This is a genomic window from Oligoflexus sp. (assembly GCF_035638955.1).
Taxonomy (GTDB): Bacteria; Bdellovibrionota_B; Oligoflexia; order Oligoflexales; family Oligoflexaceae; genus Oligoflexus.
This window is the reverse complement of record NZ_DASQYZ010000282.1, coordinates 20,867-38,385: the sequence shown is the minus strand read 5'-3', so window position 1 is coordinate 38,385 and position 17,519 is coordinate 20,867. Positions and strand designations below refer to the sequence as shown.

The following is a 17,519-nucleotide window of genomic DNA, read 5'->3' as shown; positions in this document are numbered from 1 at the left end:
GAAGAGCGGTCATACTAAAGCCAAAGAGTTGAAGAGGGTCAAATCAATGAAGCTGAAGCGTGTATTTGCTGACATCGAATGCGAAGAGTCAAACTCCTGGGGCTGTTTCTGTCCTTGCTGCAAGCAGTATCAGAGCTACGAATGCCCAGAGACAGGCGGAGCGCTGACCAGCTGCCCCGATTGCCAGTCAAAATTTATTGTGACGTTTCACCAGTGAGAACTGGAGTCGAGCGGTCGGGGTACTTACTGAAAATTGCGCCCACAGCCGGTACCTTGGCCAGCTCGACCTGATCTGCGGCTGCGCTCCAGGCTTTCAGCATAGAGCCCAGGTCCAGGCGTAAATCAACAGGTTGTCCCACGATACTATTGTAGCCGGTTACTCCGCCTCTGCCGTATAGATTCTCTGTATCAACCAGCTGGCTCGTGAAACTTTGTAGGCTCTCGACAAAGTCTTGCACATTGGTATAAGTGCCCATCCGTTGGCTATCGATCAGGCGGCTCAGGACACGCTCTTTGGTGTTCACGTCATCGAGATCGATCCACATCACGCTATAGAAAATGTGTCCGTAGACCTCACCTTTCTGGTAGAACTGACCGCACCATTGTTCGAATCTTTCAGGGCTTACCGCCTTGGCTTTTTCCTTCAGCACCAGCGAGTCGGTGAATTCCAGCTTACGAATCTTTTTCGCGATAGCCACGACAGCTAATTTTTTCTCTTCCTGGAAATCGATCAGACCACTTGGGTAGAGCGGGTAACCTTGATAGCTCAAAGCGGACTTAACCTGCTTGAGGGAAGACAGGGGCATGAGTGTATATTCTTCATGAGGGCGTGCGTCGCGCGTGACATCCATGGTGTCTATTGAAGGCTCCATGCAGTCGCCTCTGTAATTGGATTTGTTCACATCATAGCCCGTACCGCGGAAGTTGAGACCGTGGGTTGGAAGCTTGGTAAAGGGTTCATCGTTGGTCAGGTATTGCAGCTTTTCTTCAGCGGACAGTTCACTGGCGGCCGGTAAAGGTTGTTTCGGAGTCGGCTCGGGCGTCGAGCCCCCTTCGGGGGTTGGAACTGCGGTTGGTGTAACCACGGGCGTCGGGATCGCTTCAGGGGTTGGAATTGGAGTTGCGGTCGGTGCGACCTCAGGAGTCGAGCCCCCTTCAGGAGCTGGAGTCAAGGTTGGAGTTGAGGAGACCTCAGGGGTCGGGACCGCGGTCGGTTTGCCTTCAGTCGGACCGTGAAATTCCACGTGAGTTACACCCTGTGGGGATTTTTTCCGCGAATCGCCGCCACAGGCCGTGGCTAGAAGGTTAAGAGCAATCAGTGTTGTGGCGACATGTAACACTCTGGATTGACCGATATTAAGCATAATTCATCCTCTTGTTCAGCCGAGTTTGTGGCACCAAAGAGACGCAGCTGGCGGCCGTTTGTTGCAGAAAAACTTTACCGCAACCGGGGACTGGAATAGCCTGAAGCCCGCGTACCGCTTTACCCCTTATAGGAGCCGCTATGTCTCATCCTTATCAAGTGGAGCCGGCCCAGCCTGAGTGGCCTCGCCTCAGCGGAAATATTTACTGTATTGGGCGTAACTATGCCGATCATGCCAAGGAATTGGGCAACGAAGTTCCGGCTGAACCCGTGGTTTTTCTGAAAGCCCCCTCCGCCTTGCGCCGCCTTGCGGAAGGCCCTCTGGCTTTTCCAGATGAAACGTTTCATCACGAGCTGGAACTTGTGCTGTTGGTGGGACGCCATATGAAAGTGCAATCCGATGTGGGTCCGGATTCGATGGCCGCGGTGACTTTAGGCTTGGATTTGACTCGGCGCGCGGTCCAGGATCAGTTGAAAAAGAAAAGCCTACCCTGGACCATAGCCAAAAGTTTTTCAGGAGCCGCGGTGTTGGCTCCTTTTGTTTCGGCGCAGGACCTGGATCTCACCAAGATTGATCTTCAGCTGGAAGTGAATGGTGAAGTGAAGCAGGTCGGGCATACAAGGGACATGCTGTTTCCCTGCTACACGATTCTGCATTATCTTTTGAGCCTGCAGAATCTGTTTCCAGGGGACCTGATTTTTACGGGAACACCATCAGGCGTGGGACCCGTTCGCCGAGGTGATCAGCTGCGGGTCTTCAGTGAGGCTTTGCAAATGAATGCTGAGGGCCGGCTTTAACGACGAGCCTGGCGATTGGCTGTAGGCACCGGCATGCGTAGGACAGCCAAGGAACTCGTTTCATCCATGAAGATTTCGCTGTGCACAATGCGCCCTTGGGATAGGACCAGGGCCTTGTGATTGCTGCCTGGATGTCCCCAGTATTCCCAGTGACCATCACCGACCGGAACAGCCTGGAAACCGGCGACAAACACTTCGGCATTTTTCGGCAGTCCACCCTGAATCCGCAGGCGACGCTGTTTCCAACCTAACAAGGGCGGCGCTTCTTTCAAGGATTGCGTGCTGACCATGCAGCGATTTTTTTGACGAACTGTGGCACAGGGCTGGCTGTTGCCCACATTGAGTTTCCAGCGCTTCGTGCCGTCGTGCTGCGAGGCCATGGCAATGGAAAATTTAAGACCATTGGTATCTGATAGAGACATGCCGGGTTTCAAGCGCCAGAAGGGTTTGACATCAGCCGACTCATCAATAAACCACTTGCCGTCCTCTTTGAAAGCCCAATAGGACTTCTTCATGTGCACACGTAATAGGGACGACATGGCCCGCACGGTTTCTTCGAAGGTCTTGGCATAACCCGCAACAAAGGCCGTTTTTTCCGGCTGTCCGAAGGGATTTTGCCAGGTGATCTGACTGCGAATATAACCCACCTGATCGCGCTTGGGGATATAACTCAGGTTCAGTTTCCAAGGCGCGCTTTTATCGACGCGAATGCCGAGCGCTTCAAGATCATTGGCCAGCATGGGCAGGATACGATCCTCCAACACTTCAGCCTGATGTTTTTCCAAAAGGTTGGCCGGCACACCGCGGAATGGTGAAACATGCAGGGCAATGGCCGCGAGCCCATCATCAAAATAAAGTCCCATCGAACTATCATTGGAATCACCCGGATCCGCGCGTTCCTCGACTTCGACTGTGGCTTTCTGTTTGATTTCAGGACGCCGCTGCTCATAATCCTCGTCCGGTGTTTCCGGATCGGTTTCATCGACAACCTGGGCGCGCTGCGGCGCTGGTGCCTTGGTCTTTCTCTTCGAAAGAGCTTTGGGCGTGACCATTTCGATACTGGCTTTCACTTCAAAGTCGTGATCACCGGTTCGATTCTTCGGCACCTTCAAAAGGCGCGTGCCGCGATAGGAGGGTTCACCCGCTTTATACAGCTCCACACTCAACTGCTCACCGGGATGCATGCGCAGATAGCGGCGCCATTCGCCAAAGCTATCGGTCACGCCCATGGTTTTATTGTTGATGGAAACCTTGGCGGCTGTCACCGGATGTCCGGTTTCCTCGATGGCCCGCAATTCCACCAGCACGAAAGGTGCCTGCATATGCGGACGACGAAGATACCCTAGAGCGGCAAAGCCGGCTAGAAAGGTTAACATGAAGAGCAGACCGAGGAGCAAGGGTCGCTTGCGCTTGGACCGCTTGGCACCAAAGCTCTGAGGCCTGTATACCCCGGGCTGAGGAAAGAGCTCATGAGCCGGTACACGACGATTGTTTGAAGGATGAGGTTTAGGCGGTGCTTTCGACTTCACGCAAATGCTCCGACTTCCATCAAAGGGAATTCCATCCTGAAAGACCTCAGGTGACTGGTTAATGAACCACTCTATTCCCAGTCTAGGACCGCCTTGTTCTGAAAAAAATGGGCAGGAATTTCCCGAGCCGCACTGGGCAAGACTTTGCCAGTCGAAATAACGTTCCTCGCTTCCCTTGGACGATGAGGCTATAATGAGGCTTATTGCCAAAAGGTTGAGGACCATGGGCCGAATTTATCTGGTCTGTCTCGGGCTACTTTTGCAGCCCATAAGCACGATTCAGGCACAAAATGCCCAGTCTCAGCCTATTGTGGGACCGGATGGCCGCAATCCGACGTCTCTGGCTCCGCGTCCTGCGCAACCCTCCTTGGAAGAACAGCTTCGTCGCAAAAAAGCCAAGGATTCTTCGGTGTTTCTGCCGGTTGCGGATCGACCTGCACTGTCGACTGATGAACTTTTGGAACCTCAGGAACGGCAGCAAATCGAACAGCTGCAGGACGACATGAATCTCAAAGATCCCGATCCCCGTCTGCGCATGCATCTCGGTCTGGCGCCGACGCATGCGAAAACCACCACGGGTCCGGTGGATAGCTGGCGCTTTGATCCGGGCATCGTGTGGCAAGCCGCTTACCGTCTGACCGATCCTCAGAAATCCTTTACGTTCTGGACCGGACTGCATCTCGCCTCATGGTATGGCACGGCCCGATCCGAGACGAGTTTTTCCCGTTTTTCAGTCCTCTATGCAGGGCCCCTTTTTGCCTTTGAATGGCGAGGGAAGCCGAGGCAGACTCTGGCTTTCGGCCTGGCTGGATTCAGTCGTCAGGCGGATCCCGAATTTCCAGGCCGCGACCATAATCTTGCGACTCGCCGTTTTGGTTTGGATGGCAGTGGCCTTTGGCTGAATTATGGACTTGGTTTTCGCATCGCTCAGGGTTTCGAATGGGAAACCAAAATTGGTTTGCAGAGTGGAGCCTCATACCTCCTGTCCTACGCAAGTCTAGGAGTGAGTCTATGGACCGATTGATCCTTGTCCTGATCCTGGTCGCCAGCTGTCGCACCACCAAACCCGCGACGCCAGCGGTCGAACCCGAGGCCCAGTCCGCAACGCTGCCCGCCCAGGAGGAGCCGCCCACCGCCAGTGAAGAGGACAATTTGCCTGAACCCACAGCCAGGGATTTGAATCGACTCTATACCTGGCTCGCAACACAGGAAACCGGCTTTGAACTGGATCGACTCGAAGACTGCGAAGCCCAGCTGCTGGTGCGGGCGGATCGGGTGCAGAATAAAGCGGATATTCAAAAGGCGGCCGACGAACTCCAGGCCGATGTGCGTGATGCCCTCCCCCTCTATCACTGGTGCTACTTTCACATGCTGAGTCGACTGGAATATCAGCTGGAACAGCAAAATCTGGGTCGATCCTATCAGGATAAACTGCAGCAGTTTTTACGGGAATCCAAAGCACTTTTTATCGTGGCTGAGTGCCTGGATCGCACGCGGAAGACCCGCCGCTATCGAACCAATCTGCAAAAGAAATATATTACCCTCTCGCAGTCCTGGTTCGGTCGCAGTCTGTCCCCAACAGAAGAAGGCAGCAGGCCCGAAACCAAAAAGCCGGCGGCACCGTATCAGGAAAAATAATATCAAGGCTCTTAACAAGACCAAGGAGGACGCGCATGGAAGCTGTCAAAATCAATGAGGTTGAGAAACTGCGCTTTCGCGTTCACCGTGATCATGGTGTGGTTACCTTTTATGGGTCGATCGGCGATACACCGGATACCGCCGCGCTGGATGGCATTCTCCTCAATGATTCCGTCTGTGATATGCGTCATCTCGCTTTTGCCTCCTGGATTGGTCTTGCCACTCTGGGCGACTATATCCAGCAGCGAAAATTGAAGCTCACCTTTCGAGCCCTTCCGTTTGCGATCTATGATGCTTTGCGCTTGAACAAGGCCTTTGAAGATCAAAACCTGGAAAGTGCCGAGCTCCCGCTGGTGAATGTCACGACGCAACGCGTGAGTTTCGAGATGATCGAGTTCAGTCTCCTGCGCAAGGATGCTGAGCAAGGTCAAGAATGGGTGTATCCCCGAGCCGGGTTTCTTCTTCTGCTGCCGACCCGCTATATATTTCCCGATCTGACGGCCCAGCGCTCCACGGGTTTTCTGCCGGTTCAAGTCCTGACTTCGCACAAGGACATTGCGAGCTTCTGGCTACAATACGGCTCGTTTTGCCAGACCACAGTGGAAATCAGCAACACCCTGGTTCATGCCGCCAAGCTCAACATGCTGCAGATCCTTTACGAAATCAAAGCCAAGACAACGGCAGGCGAGCAGGCGCTGAAGCTGGTCGACTCGACAACGAATTATACTCTCGTTCTTCGACTCGACGTTATGATGCGCGATATTGAAAAGGATCTGGATGGGCTGGCGGACCAGGTTGAGGCTCATTATGAAACTTGCGAACAGAAACTGGCCGATCTCAGCTTGCTCGCCCTCGACAAGGGCTGCGATCTGCCAAAGTTTGCAGCATCACTCCAGTCTTATGCCACAGCTATCGACAGTCTCAGGGCCATCGCCACCATCTGCGAGGACTGCGGCGCCCAGATTGGAACCCGATTGGGGACGCTACGGCCTTCCGAAGTGATTCAAAAGGGCTTGGCCGGCGTCGACAACCCGGAACCCGAAGTTCTGAACTCCATACGGGCCGCTTTTGCCATCATGGATATTATGTCGGAAGACGATTGGCCCGCTTCCCGCGACCTGATCATGGCCGAGATTACGGCTATCGACACGCTGTTTGGTCAATGCGTGGTGACCTTGCAGGTCTTTGATATGATGCGGCAGATCCTGGAACATCGGATTGGAGAAATGAATCTCGTCCTGGCTGCAAGCCAGACCCAGGGCATGGATCACCTGCTGGATCCAGACCTGCGCGAAGCCGTTCTGAATAAGATCGGAACGCATATGGTGACCGAACAGGAGAAGGCGGCGTTTGCCTTCTATCTGCCCGATGGTTTTCAGAAATTTGGTCAAACCGAACGCAAGGAACCCGGTGATGTGCTGCTGTTCTGATCAGCGGGAAAAACATGCCCAGCGCAGAGGAACTATAATGGGAGTGATAGACACCGTTCCATCACACCCGGAGGCCCTGCCGCATGGGTTTTGCTTTCAGACTTCTGCTGGGAAGTCTGCTCCTCATCACCAATCTCCTGGCCGCTGAGCCCCCAAAATCAGCAGGTCGCGGTCCCTATGCCGTCGACGATGAAGCGGCAGCCTTCCAAAAAAAGCAGCTGCAGGAAGCGGAGCGCCTCAAGGAAGCCAATCCCAAACAGATCCGACTCTTTCATGAAGTGCTCGATGAGCTTCTCAATGAGATGGCTTATGATGTGAAAAGCGGTCAGATTTCCGGCTTGAAGAATCTGTCCATTCGCAAGGTCTCGGTCAGCGAATCCCTGCCGCGCACCTACGAAGATTATGTGGAACTTTTGGTGGCCGAGCGCATCCGCGAAAATGCCAAAATCCGCATGATCAGCTGCCTGCCCTGCAAAACCAAAAACACCCGCATCGTCGACGACAAGTTGCTGATCAGCTCCCCGACCACCAATACGGATGATCTGAATCGAGCCGCCAATCAGCTGGGCATCGAAAATTTCATGGACGTCGTGCTGGTCTATCATACGACCCATATGGTGCTGGCCGTGCAGATCTTTGAGACCAGCAACAAGGAAATGGTCTGGACCCGCACCTATAATAGCGAAACTCTGAAGACCCGCTTCCAAAAACTGGCCATCGACTACAGTCAAATCGAGAAAGCGCGCACCAGTGACGAATACAAGCCCGACTTCCGTTACCTCGTAGGATTTGGTGGCGGCTCGATTCCCAATGTGGAAACATCGGCTCGGGAAAAAAGTGTTTTGACCCTTCACGTCCGCGGCACCGAAAAGTTCGACAATCGGCGCAATGAGTTTGGCCTGCTCCTGACGTTAAACATGGCGGCGAGTGCACTGCTCAGTGATTATCCTTCGGAAGGACCCACCACCGCGACCGAGACCACGACCCAAAGCACGGAATTGAAGGCCACGCCCTTTACGAATTCGCTGGGGCTCTTTGCGCTTTATGCTCATAACTTTTTGGGCACGCTCGAATCCTATAATGATGTCCGTTACGGTTTGAATGCTGGTCTCGGTCTTCATTTGGCGTCAGGCTACATGGCGCCGACGCTGCGCGCTGGGGTCGACACCTATCTGGGCCGCCGTTTTTCAGTGAATGCGTCAGTTATCGTTGTGGGCCAGGCGAATATTCTTTTGGACGGAAAATTTGTCAAAGTCCCTGGGGGAGTCGGTGCGGATGTGGCGGTTTGCTACAACATGTAAAGGAGCGTTACCGCTTCTCAGTCTTCTGCTTGGCAGCTGCTGGCAGACCACCGACCAGTATCAAACGCTGGTGGAAGGTACGATTTCGTATCCTTTCGCGGATCAGACGCGACCTATCGGTAAGGACGCCAAAGACGAGCGTTTTGTCATTCGGAGTGTCCGTGGTGGTGCGGAATACATTGTGGAGATACCGCACGGCGCCGACGATTATGACATCAGCATTCCCATGACGTCCTTGCCTGTCGATGAAGGCAAAGTGAAAGTTCAGAATCCGCAGCTGACCGATCGTGAATTGCTCTCGACCATGCCCGGACCCAGTCAGGATCAGGAGCGTGATCGTTCCATGCTGGAAGATGCGATGGGCGTCGGGTCTCCGGATGGACCGGAGCAGGGACCAAGTTATTCCCTCGGTCTGGCGAAGCTGATGCAGCTGTATAAAACCCGGGATTATGAATATGCCCTGATCGAAGTGAATCAGCTGCTGAGTTATTACCCTAATGCAGCGCGGCTCTATAAGATGAAGGGCACCATTCTTTTGAAAACCGGGGACCTGCAGCTGGCCGAGAAGGCCTGGCTGCGAGCCTCTGAGCTGGATCCCACCGATCGAGCTATTCAAAAAGGCATTGAACGTCTGCGGAAAAGGCTGGAATTGCAGCAGAAGACCGCCCCCATGAAACCCCAGTCCCGATTCAAGAGAAAGCGGAAATCAGCCGCCGGTTGAGTCTATAAACCAAACACCTGCGCACAATCCCGTTTCGGACGCAGCGCATCGCAGCGTTCACGCACGGGTGTTTTCCCTGCATCATCCAAAGAACGGGCGGCTTGAACCTGCACGCGAAACGTGCTGCGGCCTTCAGGCATGATCAGCGCTTCCACTTCATAAAGTTTCTTGCCCGGTTCCCAGGCATTTTCCCGTCCATACAGGCGAATTTTGAGCGGCTCGCTTTTGGCCGAAAATTTCTGCCAGTTCTGACTGATTGAGGTCGGTGTATAAAGTTCAGGCCGATACCCCACATCCTGCTCCGTGGAATCCACGAATTCCCAGTAGTCGACCGATAATGGATAATAAGCGATCAGATGCGACTCGGCCGGGATATTGAGTTTTTGCCGAACCAACGCTTCCACATCTTCCGGCCGACCAGGCTGCATGGGACATGAATTCTGCAGATGAAAGGTCACGACGCTGGGAACATTGTCGCTGCCTTTTTTATCGATGCGACCACGCCCCGCTGTACAGGGGAATCCCATCGCGGTCCAACTGCTGCCACGCTGATAGCCTTCCTGCCCATCCATAGTTTGGCACGTCTTAAGAAAACCAATCACGATCACGGATGAGCCGCTGATGTAATAGGGCAGCTTGATTCCTGAGGGCAAAGTCTGGCAATCAGCACTGGGAGCTGGAATCGGAGCCTCGCGCACTTTTTCAGGCGCTGCTGCCGGTTTCTGCTCAGCCACTGGCGCCGGGACCGGGCCTGGACTTTGCGGGGATGCAGGAATGTCTTCCAAAGGCTTATCATTCACACACGAGAAGGCCACACAGCATAACAGAACGAGCAACAACCTGGACATGTTTTCTCCGCCTCCTTCAGGCCAATCCACTGCTGGTTCATTCTATCACCCGGTCTGGATTCAGATGAAGCCGCAAATCGCAGGAAGGTGGCAGAGAGGAAACCCCCCTGCCACTCCACAAACATCACAACTGACTGTCGCAAGACAATCCAGCTATTGAACCTTACAGAAGTTTCAAAGCCAATTCGGGGATGGCGCTGGCCTGAGCCAAAACAGAGGCTCCAGCCTGACCCAGGATTCGGTTCTGAGTAAACTGAGCGGTGACCTCAGCAAAGTCCACATCACGGATGCGGCTTCGGCTGGTAGACATGTTCTCAATTTGAACACCCAGGTTGTTGATCGACGATGTCAGGCGGGACTGCTTCGCACCGAGTGTGGCTCGGTTACCAGCCACAGTCTTGATCGCGTTATCAATGGTGGTCAATTTATCAGCTGCGGTCTGGCGATCGAAATCACCATCGACTTCCATGGGGCCGATCTCGGATTCAGCATTCAGACCCAAAATTTCCTTGGCGTCGAGTTTCACGGAATCGATATCGATATTGATGGTGTCCGTGTTTTCGATCAGGCCATCACCGGCACCGACATGAATCGTCAGACTGCCGACACCGTTGTTTTTATCCGCGCCACCGAGCAGGTTCATACCGTTGAACGTGGTGGTGTTGGCAATCCGATCGATTTCGTTGACCAACTCGGTATATTCCTTGTTGGTGTACGAACGCTCCAGGTTACCAATGGTATCGGAAGCGGATTGGGTTGCCAGTTCACGCATACGGATCAGAATATTGCTGATCTCGTTCATGCTGCCTTCTGCCACCTGGATCAGAGAAATACCATCATTGGCGTTGCGCTGAGCTTGCGACATCGAACGGATATTAGCCGTCATGGTTTCCGAGATGGCAAGGCCGGCGGCATCATCAGCGGACTTGTTAATGCGTTGTCCACTGGCCAGCTTTTCCATGTTACTTTGCATGTCAGCTGTGGTATTGCCCATACGGCGTTGTGCGATCAGCGAAGGAACGTTGGTTTTAATGCGTAAACCCATGATAAAAACCTCCAGAAAGTCAGTGTGGATGATTGCGAAAGTTCATAACCCATCTATCGACTTCTGCCAAAACAGGTTAAGCATTTTCCCAAAAACGATCTTGGATTTTTTCAATATCATGGTTGGTGGTTCTGAAAAAACGCAAGAAGACAGCTGTGATGTTCACCAGCTGCAAAATGCTTGGGAACGTGAAAATTTTTTGAGGTTTATGTCAATAGGTTTGGGAAATTCATCAAAGGCGAGCCTGATGAATTCACAAGAGGATTTATTTGGATTGATAAAAAGTGAGACTTAAAGATCTTATTTCAGAGCTTTAAGGAAGCGGGTCAGACTGGGGATGCGATCGAGTCGGGCGAGCAGGCTTAACGTCATTTGATAGAAGGCCAGCATACCGAGGGTCATGAGCACAGGCTCCCAGAGGATAAGCAGGCGGGTTCCTTGCCAAAGACGTTCCGCAGGCGTAGGAAGATAGACAAGATCAAAAAAGCCAGCCCCCAAAGCACTCAGAATAATGGCAAATCCCACCAGGTTCACGAGCGGCCTAAGATAAGGCAACCAGCGGGAACGCCAGGTCAAAGCCAGCACCATCATCGAAATACCAAGGCCTGAATCCCGATCCAGGGGGCTGATAAATTCGCGAAACCATAGGCTGATGGCGGCTCCTGAAATGGGCTGCAGAGGCAGCGGCCCATATTTACGAGCCACGATCTGGACGAGAAGCGTCACAAAAAGAATGCAGGCGCCCATGATGGTAAATGTTTTCAGCGCATTCTCAAAACGCAGCGAACCCATCAAAGGGCGCACCCCATCGGGCAAGGGACGAAAGAGTCCACCCGAGTCAGGCGCATCGGGGGCGGGTCCGAGGGAAAGATTCAGCAGCTCACCCCAGCGTTTCCAAAGCTTGACGTCACGGCTGATCGGTTCCGCCGGCGCGGGCGCGCGTTCCATTTTACGCCGAAGGATGGGCCGCCACGCAGCCAACACCAAGGGCGGTGCGAATCCAAGCAGAGCCGTTCCAGGCTCCAACGTCATAAGCGCCGCAATCACTCCATAGGAACCGAGATAAACCCACCAGGATCCTGAGCGCAACCAATGTCCCAGACACATCACCCAGAGTGCAAACCCCACGGCAATCAAAGCATCACCCGATATCTGGCCATTGGCGGCGATGAGTCGACCCCGGCTTAACAGGGCCACTGCGACAATCAATCCCACGACCCAGGATCGCGCCATCACCCGTGTCAGCAGCACGCAAAAGACGAGACATGAAATCAGGAGACCCTGGTTGTACCGAACAAAGCCTGCATCATGGAAGACACCGTTTCGGCAGCTGGCCAGCACCAGACTCTGATAGAGCCGGGCGTCCGCCCAGCCTGGTCTTTCCCAGCTGCCTTGCGTAGGTTTATCAGGACCAAGCTGGCGCAAACTGAAGGAGCGACGGCAGCTGCCACTCGTCTCACTGCGGTCAAAGGCATAACGATTCTGGGGAGCATAGGTGATGACATAGGATCGCAAATCCATCCAGACCAGCCGCAAAAGGATCATGCTGAGCAGCGTAATGATAAGAGCGCTTTTTAATTCCGACGTACGCATGCAGTCATTCCTGCTGGAGTCTGAATCCCTCATCCTACCGGGGATTGCCGCCATCGTCCACGGGATCTTGGGATTTTCGTGGACCTTCACAAAGAGCCGAAGGTAACATGTGGAAAACAACTTCAATCCTGGCGGAGACTGAACGTGACCCGAGCCCTCGTTTCTCTCTTTGCGGCTATGCTGCCACTGGTGGCCATCATGATGGCCCAGAGTCCTCTTTTACAGATCCAAAGCCAATTTCAGCAGGCCCGCTTTCAATACGAACTGGCTCTGCAGACAACGCGGACGCAGCTTTCCGAATTGGGCCGTGAACTGAAAGGCAACCCGGTTCTGACTCAGGACCTGAATGAGCAGGCGTACAGTGCGGCCAGTCGCATTCTGGGTGGCTACGTGACTCCGGGCCGCGTGGATCAGCTGGCGATTCTGGATCAGGATTGCAAATACCTCGCCCATTCCGAACAAGGACTGTTGCTCAGCGCCGACTGTCCGCTTCAGAATCGGGCCCTCACCCAGGGTCAATTTCAGTGGCGCATGGTGGGCGAGCACCCGCATTTGGAATGGGTGATGCCGCTCGGTGCGTTTGGGGAACGACGCGCGTTTCTCCTTGTGTCCACCACTTTAAAGGACGCCTGGCTGTTCTCTTCGAATGGGCTGCGTGACATGTTCCGCAATCTCGAACTCAGCATCGGTGCCCCACCACCCGGACGTCCGGCCCGTATCGTCTTTGCGGCTCCGCCTGCTGATCTTTATTCGCAGCACTGGCTGCTCCGCTATTATCCAACCGTTTTGCGGCAGGAACCCGTCACTCTTCTCGTCCCACTTTTGGTGGTCCTGGCGCTTTTCCTTCTGGCTTTTCTGAACGTCATGCGCCAGATGCAAAGCCAGCAGCATAAGATTAAAAAGGATGTGGACAGCATGCGGCAATGGGCCAAGGATCTGCATGTGGAAGCCGAGAATGAAGAACAAAAACCTGATGCCGACCCCGTCTCTTCCATCCGCGAAAATCTGAATCGTATGGTCAAACGCAATTACGATCAGCTCCAAGCCTGTCGCCAGCATAGCCATGGTCTTTCCCAACAGATCGTCGGCCTCGAAGCCCGGCTCCTGGATCAGCAGGTGGAACAGGCCTGGCTGCAAAAGGCTCGCTCGCTGCATCAGCAAATGAATGGCTCGGCTCAGGCGCATCTGCAGAAACTTCAGGATATTCATAGTCTGGGTGAAGACGTGTCCCATCTGGCTGCGAAACAGCTGGTCCGACCGGCTCAGAAACTCTTCGAGCTGGGCAGCCGATGGGCCGAAGAATTGAAGAAGGTCCCCCCACGGAAACTGGTTCGTTCCATGGCCGAACGCGTCGATGCGCAGGGCGAGTCCGAGCTGGAGAAAACGGTCAGCATCCTGATTGAATCCAGTCATGAGCTCAGCAACAGTGCGATCAACGTCACGCTGCTGTCGCAAACCATGCTGCAGCAGCTCAAGGAAAACATCGAACTGGCCGCGCACTGGCATCGCCTCATGGGGGGCGCTGATAGAGGCACGAAGTCTTTGCAGCAGCTTATCATCGATAGTCAGGCTTTGATTGCGATGCAGGAAAAGGAACTGCAGCTGAATTATGAAAACCTGGCTGAAGATCATGAGATGCATCATCTTCAGATTCCGCAAAGCACTCTGCATTCGGTGCTCTATCATTGCCAGATGGCGTTGCTTGAACTGGCTCGTGATCGGGCCTGGGGCCATCCGACTCTGCATTATCAGTGTAAAAAACGTGATGATAAGATGATTCTGGTGCTGTCCCTCCGTGGACCCACCGATGATGACAGCATCACCCAGCAGTTGCCTCGTTCGGGGGAACAGCATCAGCATTTGGCCATGCAGCTTCTGCAAGGCTATGGCATGAAGATTACCCGCCTGCCGCCTCTGCAAGGCATCCAGGCGATGGCTTTGATTTGGGATGAAAAGCCTTTAGTGAAACAGGATCAATCAGGGGCGACCCGTGCTACGCACCAGATTTAAAAATTCCTGGCGTGTTTCATTCTTTTGAAAGACGCCCTGCATACAGCTGGTGGTGGTGAAACTCTCGCGTTTTTCCACCCCGCGCATCATCATGCAGAAGTGGAACGCTTCGATCACAACACCCACACCCTGGGGCTGCAGCACGGTTTGCATGGACTCCGCGATCTGCCTCGTCATGCGTTCCTGCACCTGAAGGCGACGCGCAAAGGCCTCGACCACCCGCGGAATTTTGGACAGCCCGACCACTTTTTTAGTGGGAATATAGCCCACGTGAACCTTGCCATAGAACGGCAAGAGATGGTGCTCACAGAGACTGTAGAATTCGATATTACGAACGATCACCATATCCTGGTAATCGACATCGAAGAGAGCCTGTTGCAGGATCTTCGGCACATCCTTTTCATACCCGCTGGTCAGAAACTGAAAGCTGCGCAGAAAACGATGTGGAGTTTTTTGCAGACCGTCGCGATCCGGATCCTCACCGAGATCCTTGAGCAGTGAACGCAACGCTTCCTGATGGTTCGCTTCGTTAAAATTTCGCGTCATAACTATCCCACTTTAACAATATCAGACAGTACATCATCGAGTTGTACTTCATCATCGTCCCCAGTGCCAACATCAATCATCGGCATGGTCGTGGTGAAGCGTTCCTCCAACCCGTCCAGCAGCTCGTGCTGCTCATCGACCACCTGCGAACGTGGCTGAGGACTTTGCGTCGCTGTTTTCAGAATCTTGATGTTATGCGACGCATCGGCAAAGTCGGGATCGGCTTCCGCGGACTTTTCAAAACATTTGAGGCCTTTTTCAGGCTTGCCGAATTTTACATAACCAATGCCCATGTTATAGAGAATGCGGGCCACCAGCTTGGGTTTTTTCGACAGGATTTGCAGGGCCTTTTGATACAGCTCAAAGCCGGCATCGTAACGTTTCTGGCGAATGGCAAGGATCGCGGCGGTATTGAAGACGGCACTCAGTTCGCGTGGGCTGGCAAATTCATTCAAGAGCGCCAGCGCGTCGTTGACTTCGCCCATCAGCATTTTGCTGGTACTCTTGCCGATTTTGGCCTCTTTTGAACCCGGAGCGAAATTCAGCACCTCGCCAAAGGCGGCTTCGGCTTCCTCAGGCTTATCCACCTTCAGAAAGATATTGCCGAGTTCAATCAGGCGTTCCACATTATAAGGACTAATGAGCTGGGCCCCTTTGAGCGAGGCAATGGCTCCAGCATGATCACCGTTTTTCAAGCGGCAGCGCGCGTACAGATGTTTAATCCGTGCGTAGCAGTCTTCCGTATTGATGAATCCCTTTAGCAACGTTTCCGCCCTGCCCCACTCATTTTGCAGGATGTAACATTCGGCAAGTTCCACCACCACGCGCTGATTGTCCGCCTGCTTTTCCAGCAAACGTTCCAACATTTCGGCAGCCTGGGGGATGTGATCGGACTGTCGCGCGGATTCCACGGCCAGCAGCATCTTGCGCACGGGTGAGACGTTCAGGTAATCCTTGACGAGACCTTTGATCTGGCTCCGTATGGTGTCCATGTTCACTTCACCGACGGCAATATACTGAATAAAAAATTCACGGGCCATGGACACGATATTGTCGTCTTCATGCGCAGCGATCAGGAATACCGGATGGGATTCCAAACGACTTTTTTTGCGATTGTTCGTCATGATCTGGCTGATCCTGTCAGGCCCATATTCCCAGTCGAGCACCACCATGCAGTAGCCGGTTTCCTCGAGCTTCTCGGTGAATTCCTTGTCATCGGTGGTGGAAACAAGGGCGGCCGGCTTGATGCCTTGAGCCTTGAACGCCTGGCGAACTGCATCGCGAATGTCAGCTCGCTTGGTCAGTATAATCGCGTTGACTTCCTGGTTGTTTTCCACGGGACTCTCCTTGCCGCTTCTTCGCCAACTTCAAAGTACGAGTATACCGGATTTGCCCTAAGCCGCAAAACGCCGCGTAACCTAAACGAATTCTCCGAGCAGAACCCGGGCTTTGGTCAGAATCTCCGCAAGCTCCTCGGCCGGCTCGCTATGGATCACGAGGCCACTGCCAGCAGCGAACTCCCAACGATGTTTGCGAACGGCGGTTCGGATCAATATCGAGGAATCGAGGCGGCCGGTCCAGGCGTCTTTATATAGGATATTACCCATAAATAATTCACGAGGGCGCAATTCCTTTTCACGAATCGCCTGCATCACCTCATGTTTAGGGGCTCCGGTGATGGATCCGCCGGGGCATAAGGCTCGCATGAGTGATCCCATGCTAACACCATTCTGTAAAAGGCCTTGGATCCGCGCAACGCGGTGATGCACGTTGGAGAAGCTTTGCAAGGATCCTGGGTCCAGGACCTTGACGCTGGAAGGACGACAGACCTTGTGGAGATCATTCCGAAGAAGATCGACGATCATATTAAGTTCAGCAGCATCCTTCTCACTGGCCAGGAGCGCAGCCTTTTGCTGACGGTCGAGCTCGGGATCGGTCGAAACCGGCCGCGTGCCTTTGATGGGTTCGGTTTCAATCCAGCTTCCCTTCGCATCGGTCGTGACTCGAAAAAAACGTTCCGGGCTAAAGGACACCATCTGCAGGTCCGGGATTTCTATATAGGCCGAAAAAGGGCCGCCCATTTTCGTCAGCTGCGCGAGCCATTGCCGGCGGCTGATGGGATCATCGGAAAACCAGTACCGCAGGAGGTTGATCTGATAATAACGGCCGCGGCGAATCTCCTCGAGAGCCCCGCGCACAGTGTCCTGATACATGGCATCGGTCCAGGTGCTTCGCCACTGCGGAAGCCGTTCCCAGACCGAATGGATCTGCGCACGGGTCGGCGGAAAGAGCACCTGCTGACGGCAGCTGGCCCAATCATAATCCTGACAAATCTCAGCACGGCGGTCCCTATGATCAATAATGAGGCTTCGCTTCACTCGAAAGGCCCGGGAGTGCAGCTGGCTTTCGACCTCATTTTCATCATAACAACCGATGGCCAGGTGGCCTGTGGTCCAACCTTCCCCAGAGGCACGCGGGACGACACTTGCCGATTGCTGTAGAAAATCGGGCCAGGGCACCTCATCCCAACTCAGGGCCAGCATGGACTGACGCGAGCCACGCCCACCCAGGACCAAAAGTCGCTGATCCGGCGCGAGGCGACCGATGGCCGTCCAGAAATCATCAAACCAGAGGTTATCGAGAGCGAGAACCTGTCTTTGCAAGGACATGCGAGATTCCTCCGCCACCGTTTCCAGC

Annotated in this window: 16 protein-coding genes; 8 read left to right on the top strand and 8 right to left on the bottom strand. The window is 53.9% G+C overall.

Annotated features, from left to right (window positions below):
* Positions 1 to 194 precede the first annotated feature (194 nt).
* Positions 195 to 1,364, bottom strand: a complete 1,170-nt coding sequence (locus VE954_RS25875) for a hypothetical protein (protein ID WP_324958304.1) — start codon at positions 1,362 to 1,364, stop codon at positions 195 to 197.
* 140 nt (positions 1,365 to 1,504) lie between these two features.
* On the opposite strand from VE954_RS25875, the gene VE954_RS25870 reads away from it, so the two are divergent.
* Complete coding sequence (locus VE954_RS25870; RefSeq protein ID WP_324958302.1) at positions 1,505 to 2,161, top strand: fumarylacetoacetate hydrolase family protein; 657 nt, start codon at positions 1,505 to 1,507, stop codon at positions 2,159 to 2,161.
* Here the strand turns inward: VE954_RS25870 and VE954_RS25865 are convergent.
* Complete coding sequence (locus tag VE954_RS25865) at positions 2,158 to 3,690, bottom strand: hypothetical protein (RefSeq protein ID WP_324958300.1); 1,533 nt, start codon at positions 3,688 to 3,690, stop codon at positions 2,158 to 2,160. The two genes, VE954_RS25870 and VE954_RS25865, sit on opposite strands and share 4 nt — an antisense overlap.
* A 223-nt stretch (positions 3,691 to 3,913) precedes the next feature.
* Between VE954_RS25865 and VE954_RS25860 the strand changes: the two genes are divergently transcribed.
* The 5 genes from VE954_RS25860 (at position 3,914) to VE954_RS25840 (ending at position 8,780) form a co-directional block, all read left to right on the top strand.
* Complete coding sequence (locus VE954_RS25860) at positions 3,914 to 4,714, top strand: hypothetical protein (protein ID WP_324958298.1); 801 nt, start codon at positions 3,914 to 3,916, stop codon at positions 4,712 to 4,714.
* Positions 4,702 to 5,328, top strand: coding sequence for a hypothetical protein (locus VE954_RS25855; RefSeq protein WP_324958296.1), 627 nt, complete (start codon positions 4,702 to 4,704; stop codon positions 5,326 to 5,328). Before VE954_RS25860 ends, VE954_RS25855 begins: the two co-directional genes overlap by 13 nt.
* Positions 5,329 to 5,363: 35 nt before the next feature.
* Positions 5,364 to 6,758, top strand: coding sequence for a hypothetical protein (locus tag VE954_RS25850; protein WP_324958294.1), 1,395 nt, complete (start codon positions 5,364 to 5,366; stop codon positions 6,756 to 6,758).
* Positions 6,759 to 6,841: 83 nt separating this feature from the next.
* The gene (locus VE954_RS25845) at positions 6,842 to 8,059 is read left to right on the top strand and encodes a hypothetical protein (protein WP_324958293.1); all 1,218 of its coding nucleotides are present in this window, start codon (positions 6,842 to 6,844) and stop codon (positions 8,057 to 8,059) included.
* Positions 8,034 to 8,780, top strand: a complete 747-nt coding sequence (locus VE954_RS25840; protein ID WP_324958291.1) for a tetratricopeptide repeat protein — start codon at positions 8,034 to 8,036, stop codon at positions 8,778 to 8,780. The genes VE954_RS25845 and VE954_RS25840 overlap by 26 nt, the downstream gene beginning before the upstream one ends.
* A 2-nt stretch (positions 8,781 to 8,782) precedes the next feature.
* On the opposite strand, the gene VE954_RS25835 is transcribed toward VE954_RS25840, so the two are convergent.
* Both VE954_RS25835 and VE954_RS25830 read right to left on the bottom strand, forming a co-directional pair.
* Positions 8,783 to 9,628 (bottom strand): hypothetical protein, encoded by an 846-nt coding sequence (locus VE954_RS25835; RefSeq protein WP_324958289.1) that lies wholly within the window; start codon positions 9,626 to 9,628, stop codon positions 8,783 to 8,785.
* A gap of 163 nt (positions 9,629 to 9,791) precedes the next feature.
* A complete protein-coding gene (locus VE954_RS25830) occupies positions 9,792 to 10,673 on the bottom strand; it encodes a flagellin (RefSeq protein WP_324958287.1) in 882 nt (293 codons plus the stop codon).
* Here VE954_RS25830 and VE954_RS25825 point away from each other — a divergent pair.
* A complete protein-coding gene (locus tag VE954_RS25825) occupies positions 10,660 to 10,968 on the top strand; it encodes a hypothetical protein (protein ID WP_324958285.1) in 309 nt (102 codons plus the stop codon). The two genes, VE954_RS25830 and VE954_RS25825, sit on opposite strands and share 14 nt — an antisense overlap.
* 5 nt (positions 10,969 to 10,973) lie before the next feature.
* On the opposite strand, the gene VE954_RS25820 is transcribed toward VE954_RS25825, so the two are convergent.
* Entirely contained in the window at positions 10,974 to 12,266 is a 1,293-nt protein-coding gene (locus VE954_RS25820; protein WP_324958284.1) for a hypothetical protein, read from the bottom strand.
* Between the two features lie 144 nt (positions 12,267 to 12,410).
* Here VE954_RS25820 and VE954_RS25815 point away from each other — a divergent pair, with 144 nt between their 5' ends.
* Positions 12,411 to 14,276, top strand: a complete 1,866-nt coding sequence (locus VE954_RS25815) for a hypothetical protein (RefSeq protein WP_324958282.1) — start codon at positions 12,411 to 12,413, stop codon at positions 14,274 to 14,276.
* Here VE954_RS25815 and folE read toward each other — a convergent pair.
* From folE to VE954_RS25800, 3 genes are all read right to left on the bottom strand, one after another.
* Positions 14,244 to 14,822, bottom strand: a complete 579-nt coding sequence (gene folE / locus VE954_RS25810; protein WP_324958280.1) for a GTP cyclohydrolase I FolE — start codon at positions 14,820 to 14,822, stop codon at positions 14,244 to 14,246. The genes VE954_RS25815 and folE overlap by 33 nt on opposite strands.
* A 2-nt stretch (positions 14,823 to 14,824) precedes the next feature.
* On the bottom strand, positions 14,825 to 16,159 hold the full coding sequence (locus tag VE954_RS25805) for a tetratricopeptide repeat protein (RefSeq protein ID WP_324958278.1): 1,335 nt from the start codon (positions 16,157 to 16,159) through the stop codon (positions 14,825 to 14,827).
* Positions 16,160 to 16,240: 81 nt separating this feature from the next.
* Positions 16,241 to 17,491 (bottom strand): anthranilate synthase component I family protein, encoded by a 1,251-nt coding sequence (locus VE954_RS25800; RefSeq protein WP_324958276.1) that lies wholly within the window; start codon positions 17,489 to 17,491, stop codon positions 16,241 to 16,243.
* Positions 17,492 to 17,519 lie beyond the last annotated feature (28 nt).

Bases quoted from the DNA above. Each gene is read 5' to 3' on its own strand.
- VE954_RS25820 (WP_324958284.1), bottom strand. From the start codon at position 12,266: ATGCGTACGTCGGAATTAAAAAGCGCTCTTATCATTACGCTGCTCAGC.
- VE954_RS25825 (WP_324958285.1), top strand. From the start codon at position 10,660: ATGCGTAAACCCATGATAAAAACCTCCAGAAAGTCAGTGTGGATGATT.
- VE954_RS25855 (WP_324958296.1), top strand. From the start codon at position 4,702: ATGGACCGATTGATCCTTGTCCTGATCCTGGTCGCCAGCTGTCGCACC.
- VE954_RS25800 (WP_324958276.1), bottom strand. From the start codon at position 17,491: ATGTCCTTGCAAAGACAGGTTCTCGCTCTCGATAACCTCTGGTTTGAT.
- VE954_RS25870 (WP_324958302.1), top strand. From the start codon at position 1,505: ATGTCTCATCCTTATCAAGTGGAGCCGGCCCAGCCTGAGTGGCCTCGC.
- VE954_RS25845 (WP_324958293.1), top strand. From the start codon at position 6,842: ATGGGTTTTGCTTTCAGACTTCTGCTGGGAAGTCTGCTCCTCATCACC.
- VE954_RS25830 (WP_324958287.1), bottom strand. From the start codon at position 10,673: ATGGGTTTACGCATTAAAACCAACGTTCCTTCGCTGATCGCACAACGC.
- VE954_RS25875 (WP_324958304.1), bottom strand. From the start codon at position 1,364: ATGCTTAATATCGGTCAATCCAGAGTGTTACATGTCGCCACAACACTG.
- folE (WP_324958280.1), bottom strand. From the start codon at position 14,822: ATGACGCGAAATTTTAACGAAGCGAACCATCAGGAAGCGTTGCGTTCA.
- VE954_RS25860 (WP_324958298.1), top strand. From the start codon at position 3,914: ATGGGCCGAATTTATCTGGTCTGTCTCGGGCTACTTTTGCAGCCCATA.
- VE954_RS25850 (WP_324958294.1), top strand. From the start codon at position 5,364: ATGGAAGCTGTCAAAATCAATGAGGTTGAGAAACTGCGCTTTCGCGTT.
- VE954_RS25835 (WP_324958289.1), bottom strand. From the start codon at position 9,628: ATGTCCAGGTTGTTGCTCGTTCTGTTATGCTGTGTGGCCTTCTCGTGT.
- VE954_RS25840 (WP_324958291.1), top strand. From the start codon at position 8,034: ATGTGGCGGTTTGCTACAACATGTAAAGGAGCGTTACCGCTTCTCAGT.